General features: G+C 28.5%; 7 protein-coding genes and 1 pseudogene. 1 reads left to right on the top strand and 7 read right to left on the bottom strand.

Annotation, left to right across the window (positions count from 1 at the left end; translation table 11 throughout):
• Positions 1–233: 233 nt before the first annotated feature.
• Positions 234–1,175, bottom strand: a complete 942-nt coding sequence (locus A5883_RS19430) for a hypothetical protein (RefSeq protein ID WP_254907823.1) — start codon at positions 1,173–1,175, stop codon at positions 234–236.
• A 305-nt stretch (positions 1,176–1,480) separates the two neighbouring features.
• Between A5883_RS19430 and A5883_RS06330 the strand changes: the two genes are divergently transcribed.
• Positions 1,481–1,762: a hypothetical protein gene (locus A5883_RS06330; RefSeq protein WP_229080291.1), complete on the top strand. Its 282-nt coding sequence runs from the start codon at positions 1,481–1,483 to the stop codon at positions 1,760–1,762.
• Between the two features lie 711 nt (positions 1,763–2,473).
• On the opposite strand, the gene A5883_RS06325 is transcribed toward A5883_RS06330, so the two are convergent.
• The 6 genes and pseudogenes from A5883_RS06325 to A5883_RS06300 form a co-directional block, all read right to left on the bottom strand.
• Positions 2,474–2,773: a hypothetical protein gene (locus A5883_RS06325; protein ID WP_086338178.1), complete on the bottom strand. Its 300-nt coding sequence runs from the start codon at positions 2,771–2,773 to the stop codon at positions 2,474–2,476.
• A gap of 2 nt (positions 2,774–2,775) precedes the next feature.
• Positions 2,776–2,958: pseudogene (locus A5883_RS19425) on the bottom strand (hypothetical protein); the annotation flags it as partial.
• Positions 2,959–3,217: 259 nt separating this feature from the next.
• A complete protein-coding gene (locus A5883_RS06315; protein WP_086338177.1) occupies positions 3,218–3,622 on the bottom strand; it encodes a hypothetical protein in 405 nt (134 codons plus the stop codon).
• A 153-nt stretch (positions 3,623–3,775) separates the two neighbouring features.
• Positions 3,776–4,231 carry a hypothetical protein gene (locus A5883_RS06310; protein ID WP_086338176.1) on the bottom strand — a complete coding sequence of 152 codons (456 nt, stop codon included), beginning with the start codon at positions 4,229–4,231 and terminating at the stop codon, positions 3,776–3,778.
• A gap of 41 nt (positions 4,232–4,272) precedes the next feature.
• A complete protein-coding gene (locus tag A5883_RS06305) occupies positions 4,273–5,763 on the bottom strand; it encodes a helix-turn-helix domain-containing protein (protein ID WP_015509819.1) in 1,491 nt (496 codons plus the stop codon).
• Between the two features lie 297 nt (positions 5,764–6,060).
• Positions 6,061–6,955 (bottom strand): WxL protein peptidoglycan domain-containing protein (locus tag A5883_RS06300; protein WP_086338720.1); only part of this gene is annotated, 895 nt, incomplete at its 5' end.

Genomic DNA, 6,955 nt, shown 5'->3' with positions numbered 1-6,955 from the left:
TTAAAAGTAACCTTTACTTATACAATTAAGCTTTGGTATAAGTACCTACTCTGTAATATGTATCTACTCTTTTTTCTTTAAAGCAAAATTAGATATTTTTACAGAAATAACCTCTACTTCACGTCTATGATTAAACGCATCTTGTATTTTTTCTGTTGCTTTGTTGCTTTGTTACCTTCTTATCCTTTCTAGAAAAATTTTTTCCACAATTTTCACACCCTTAATTGAAAAATCTACATTCCCATTATATTAACTATTTCTATTAAAATATTTTCTCTTTCTTTGATAGAACTCGTCACATTCGCTAAAAAATCTTTAATTACTATGTCACTTTTAGGGAGTGAACCTGCATTGCCGTCTAAGTGACCAGTCCATAGTGAAACCGGAGAGTTTTTTTCACTCTGATTCTCATTTACATTCAAGAAAGGCTCTAAATAAAACCTCGTTACATAATCTTCCCAAGCGTTAAATGTTTCCAAAAAGGTTTTTAAACTTTTTAATGCAAAATCTCCATAGTCATTCGCTCCTCGCCCTCTATTAAATCCTTTAGGAACAACAATAATATTTCCTATACTGTGGGTTAATCTTGCAAAATCTTTTAGTTTAGGATACTTTTTATACACTTCAATAAATTTATCATTGTTGTATAGTAGAAAATCTATCCATGTGTATTTTTTAGGAACTTCATTGGGTAAATACTCTGGAAAATAATGCTGATAGTATTTAATATATTTTTTGTGAATAACTAAATACTTATCAGAATCATACGGTGGGAATCGATTATCAATTTCAGGTGGATTCGTTTTATCTGGTTTTTCTAAAGGTATAACATTGCCCTCTTTTAAAGAACCTGAAGGTCTGAATAAATCTGGTCTTTCTAATTGCATCAATGCTTTATAGGTATGCCAAAAAGAGTGCAATACATCAGTATGTTCAATGGTTTTATTGTTCGTCAGATGTGTAAACACTTCATTAACTACTCGATAATTTTCTACATGACCTCTATCACCTCTGCAGTAATCACTATTTATTCCTACTCCTTTAATATCTTGATAATATTGTTTTTCCTTTGCCATGAGTATATTTTTGATAGGACTATTCTCATCATCAATATAATTGCTACCTAATAGTTTTTTCTTGAAGTCTGTAAGACAGTCTAAATTTTGTTTATCCATTTTCCGACTCCTTTTTAAAATTTTAGCCATTACAAATTTCATTATTAAGGATAGCACTTAACATCTAAAATATTTTTAAATTGTATATAACGTTATTTATTAAGCACTAATACATAAAAATTTCATGATGCTGTTAATGTTTTAAATTCTAATTTAGAATTTAAAGTCGTTATTACTACAAAGTATTTAGAGAGCAATTAATTGGTTATATTTACAGGTAATTTGATAATATTTGAGTTTTTCATGTTAGTATTGTAGTAACGATAAAAAATAGAAAGTTGGGACTCAAAATGAACACTCACCAGATGCAATTTGGATGGACTATCGAAGCACCTAAGTATTTGTCTATACTAACGAACAAAAATGGCTTAGTTGCTATTGTCTCGGAATATGCTACTTTTGGCGACAATCAATCATTATTAATTACGTTATCAGAAACATCTGCTGAAGTGGCAGTAACTCCTCACTATATTTCATCTTTAACGATTTCAACAGAGAAAAAGATTAAAATAGCTACCTCGCCATTTTATGAACAACAAATGGTTGAAATTGAAAAAATGAACTCTGATAGTCAAATCACAGATTAATACTTCTCAAATCTTATTGACTACTAAAATCAATGGTACTTTCTTTGCTAAAATTCAAAATAAATTCTATGCTGCTTAAATTGCGTTCTAAGCGATTATAAATTTTTAAGTATAATTCATCGAAAATCATTTCCAAGACACTCAGGGATGAAGATAGACTGTTCAAAACGCTTTTGTCGTTATTTATACACATGGACATTTAATACACAATAAAATATATCATTAAAGATATATTATTGGTTTGATGATGTTTAGGGATGCTTTCCTCAAAATATATTCAGACTAGAATTCATGATTAAAAATCGCTAACTTGTTATACTAATAAATATAAAGAGCAATATTGCTGGAACTCAAAAATACGAACACTGGTATATCAACGTTTTATAGCTATGTCAATCACACTACTACCAAGTGTAAAGTTATTTTTGCGTAAAGATATATGTGAAAACAGGTAAATCCCCCTAGATTCTATTGACTTTTTTTGACATTCCCATTATACACATCTAGAGGGAATATCCTTATAGATGTGTATAATGATTTCTATCAATTATGCCAGTATTTTCTAGGGAAAAATATACGTATTTTTCTTTTTCAATACGCAGTTTTGAAGTGATATAAAAAGAGATAATATTCTTAATACATAGAAGTAATCCTTTACTATCATAGGTTATTAACAAAAAAGACAGATAGAAATACTACCTGTCTAATATACTAACTTAATTTATATATAACATTCTTAGATGAATACTTCTCCTTGATTCCTAACTGATTATACAGTTCTTTATTTAGTCTACACGTGTTTAATCCATATTTATTATATATATCAGCTCTTAGTTTCTTGAACCTTTCTGTATTATCACGAACCTTTAATCTCCTTGCTTTATCTACCTTAGAAATAACATCCTTTTCGTATACATAACCCTTTTCTTCAATCTCTCTCATAATTATACTAACTGCTGATTTTTCTAACTTCTCACTTGCTTGACTTAGGTTAATGTCTGTTTTACTCATCTTTATTTTTTTCTGTTCAACAAGTGGTTTATAGGATTGTGGAAAATCCTGATTAGCTTTTTCTTCTCCGAATAGTCAGCGAACCAACGCATTGCGAATTGGTTCTCAAACAAGAACGATGGCTGGTCGAAACGGTCTTTCGCTAAAATGTTACGACTGGAGCTCATACGCTCATCCAAGTCTTTCGTAGTAAATATATTGATTTAACAGTATTTAAATGAATATATTGGTTAAAAAATTAGAATTACTTCGGATTTGAATTACTTTTTTATAGGTCCCCATCTTACACAGTTAAATTTGTTTATCAACAACTTTTTTAGACAAACCAACGCATTATTGATATAGTTTTTCTCCAGTTTAAACTAATGCCCCTGTCAATATCTTTTTGTAAAAAGTATTTATTCTTCCAGAAACGCATATTATAAATTCGATATCCGTTTGTTATTAAATCAAATCATATTTATTGGATAAAGAATATAAAATTTGTTGGGCATAAGTTGCCACATGTCCATTTCCTTGATATATTTGAAACCTTTTATTGTTACTATTATATTTACTATCCATGAGTTCATTTTTTAAATTTGGCAAGCGTAGTAACAAAGAGATTGCACTTGAATAATGTTTAGATAAGTATTCATCAACAGTGATAAAATCTTCCATTAAGTAATTTTGTTCATATTCATCACTTAACTGCACGATGTCAATCGCCTTATCAGAAAAAACATATTCAATCATTTCATCTGAGCATTCTATCAATTTAGATGCCCATTCATTCAGTTCATTAAATGTTAAATACGAATTCATATGATATATAAAGTCAATTAAATGCTTATCATTTATAGAAACCATGAAATCTCTCCTATATAATTTTTTACAAGTGCTACCAACATCTACAATAATAACTCTACAAATTCAATTATCTAAATCAGAAAAATTTTACAGATTAAAAGCTGCTACAATTATGCCTATATAAATTCATATTCTATTGATAGGTAAAATTTCTTAGGGTCTTTTAACCCAGCAATCTCTATATTCATATATATTAACAACTTCAAAACTCTCATTAAGATTACTTACCGCAGTAATCAAGTCATTATTATCGCAATCAATGTTTGCTACTAGACATAGCTCATCCGTAAATCCAAAACAATCTTTGTATTCTATAACGTAGGATATCACATCCCCCCAGTAATGTTCCAATTTAACATAATCATGAATGTCTTCTAATTCTGAAATATTTACAATACTGTATATATCCTTTGTTGTATAGTGGATAATATTTATATTGTCTATAGACTCTTCTAAGTAATTCATTACATCTTCTATTTTCTCGTCCATATCTATTATCAACGCTCGTTCTAAAGTATTTCCAGCTTTATCACTAAAAAATCTTACATTAACCATTCTAGCTTTTCTGATTTTTTCTAATGTTTGTTTGTTTGTTTTCAAATTTAACATCTCCTATATAGTTTCTATTATTTCAATATTTATTCTTGATTTTACTTTCCAATCATTGTTAGATTTTTATATATACATTTTTCCATGATAAGAGATTGGATTAGTAAATTTAATCTCTCCCAATTCTCTTTTTTTTGTATACAATCCATAAAAACAACATTTACTTCTTTTGATGTACTTCCTATAGCACAATCTGATATTACGATATCAGCTTTTACAACATTAGTCGTGAATTGGATAAAATTATGAGAGTACATTTTAGACAAAATATTCTTAACAACGTTGATATATTCTGGCTGATTAATTCCAGTCACTGCTATATAAATTAAATCATCCTCTTGAAACAAAATATTGGATGCAATAATTTGTGTTAGTTTCTTAATATAAATCATATCTTTTTCATCAAGGATACCTGTTTCATTTGCTGATTCTAAGACTATTTGTTCTATATCCGTCATTCTTTTTTGAGTACTGCTTAGAATTTCTCTTGACAAAAAATTCTCTGTAAATAAATGAGTGTAACTCCATGTATTTATAACAATCTCATAAAAGATAATATTTAGCGTTTTAGTGTCTACAAAATATTTATTACGAAGTTTGTTAGTTACTTTTTCAGAAAAGTCAACAATGGTAATATGATTAAGCGATTTTAACTTTTTTCCTCTGTTACATTTTTCATCATCACTAATGAACTCAGGAATAAATATATATCCCCAAAAACTGTAATACACTAGCTCTTTTTTTATTGTATCTGTATTTTTAAGAGGTAACTTTTCTATAATTGGAAGACTATCATCTACATTTTCCATACAGCTTAAAAGCTCCAAATCATGATTTTCCACATTCTCCACAAAATACCCCTGAGATATTGCATTTTCCATTATAGAAAACATTAGTTGGTGCTTTGCTCTTGTTGTATCCATCGCGTCATAATTTTCAGAAACAGGGTCTTTAATTGAAATAAAACTGTTGTTCAAATAAGTATCGCAAGCCATCAATTCAAATAGATAGTGATACATTCTTATGCACGCTTCAGCCCCTGAAATATGTATCCAATCTGCATTCTTCTTTATGAAAATAGGAATCTTTTGTGTAGTAAATACCCTTTTTATATATTCGAGCAATTTGTAACAATACGAAACACTGAACATCAAATCTTCTGATATATCTACAATCTTTGTTTTACGATGTTTAAATAAGTAATTTATCAACTGATAATATTGAGAGTATTTAAAATATATTTTTTTTATTTTTCCGAAAACCTCAATTTTTTTCATATTATCTGAAGCTAATTCAAAGTATAATTTGCCATCATTTTCTTTCAAAAAGAAAATATCTTCCTCAATAAATCTATCAGCATCATGATTTATTTCTAAAACCAGATGTTTAATTTGTGTGGTACTCTTATTCAGTTCTTCACATAAGCTTTTGACAGAAACCTCATCATTAATAAGTGTTTTCTTCAATATGATTAATTTGTTTACTTGCTTCTTTGTTATGAACAAGCTATAGACTTTTTCAATGTAATACATTTCAAATCCTCCGATTATTGTAATTTCCTTATCAAAAAAGAACTTAAAGCTTGTAAGGAATATAAGATTCAAATAATTATTAGATTTGTCATCTTAGGCACATACACTCCACTACTAAAAAAAAGCAGCTATACAATTAAATTTCAACAATCCATATATCTTTATCATCCAATCTATAAAAATTATCTTCTTAAATACTATAACACTATAAACAACCTATGGATTATCCTCATTTTTATGATTTTAAACAAAACATAATAAAATAAAAAGTTGACAAAAAAAAAGTCTGAATATTTATTATTCAGACTTTTTTTGTTTGCGATACAGCAAAATAATGGTGATAATAAGAAGAGCAACGATTGCTGTTAATAAAACAATTACCCATATGTTTGAGTCTTGACTTACAACTACATTATTTGAATCTTCTACTTGCTTTGATATTTCTTCCAATTCTTCCTTTGTGTAATTAAATTTAGTAATTTTTTCTTCACCATCAACAGTTATTATGAACTGATATTCTCCAGACATTAATTCCGCATCACTAACTAAGGGAATGTTTAATTTCGTTTTTGTAACAGGAGTTAAAGTAAGTACTTCTTCTTCAAATTCACCTTCTGAAATTATATCTCCTTTTGGGTTAATGACTTTGTAGGGACCACTTTCTGCATATTCCACTATGGGATTATTATTAATTACAGAGAAACTTAAAACTATAGAATTCTGTGAATTGATAAATTCAAATTCACCATAGTCTTGCTCTTTTTCAGAATCTAACTCATTCATTTTGAGGCGAAACAAGACTACCTTTTCATAAACATGGACAATATCTGCAGAATTCTCGTTTTTTTGCTCACTCAGTGTTTGAGAAAAATTTAAACCACCTAGAATTTCTCCATCAAGTTCTTTGTTTAAGTTAACAACAACGGATATATCTTCACTTTGATTAGCCTTGACTTGGACTATACCATCTTTTAATTCACCGTTATCATTAGTTATCTTCACATACTTACTAAAGTCATAATCTTTATCCATTAGATTTTCTGTATTTTCCACATAAGTTATTCCAGCCATCGTCGATATAGCAACTGATGGATATACATTAACGTCTAAATCTTTATTACCAATATTGGTAATCGTCGCTGTAAACTCATAATTGTTGTTAAGTTCAGGAGTAAATTGCATATAGCTATCT

The organism is Enterococcus sp. 5B3_DIV0040 (assembly GCF_002140755.1).
GTDB classification, from domain to species: Bacteria; Bacillota; Bacilli; order Lactobacillales; family Enterococcaceae; genus Enterococcus_D; species Enterococcus_D casseliflavus.
This window is presented reverse-complemented; position numbering and strand designations above follow the sequence as displayed.

Bases quoted from the DNA above. Each gene is read 5' to 3' on its own strand.
- A5883_RS19430 (WP_254907823.1), bottom strand. From the start codon at position 1,175: ATGGATAAACAAAATTTAGACTGTCTTACAGACTTCAAGAAAAAACTA.
- A5883_RS06310 (WP_086338176.1), bottom strand. From the start codon at position 4,231: ATGTTAAATTTGAAAACAAACAAACAAACATTAGAAAAAATCAGAAAA.
- A5883_RS06305 (WP_015509819.1), bottom strand. From the start codon at position 5,763: ATGTATTACATTGAAAAAGTCTATAGCTTGTTCATAACAAAGAAGCAA.
- A5883_RS06315 (WP_086338177.1), bottom strand. From the start codon at position 3,622: ATGGTTTCTATAAATGATAAGCATTTAATTGACTTTATATATCATATG.
- A5883_RS06330 (WP_229080291.1), top strand. From the start codon at position 1,481: ATGCAATTTGGATGGACTATCGAAGCACCTAAGTATTTGTCTATACTA.
- A5883_RS06325 (WP_086338178.1), bottom strand. From the start codon at position 2,773: ATGAGTAAAACAGACATTAACCTAAGTCAAGCAAGTGAGAAGTTAGAA.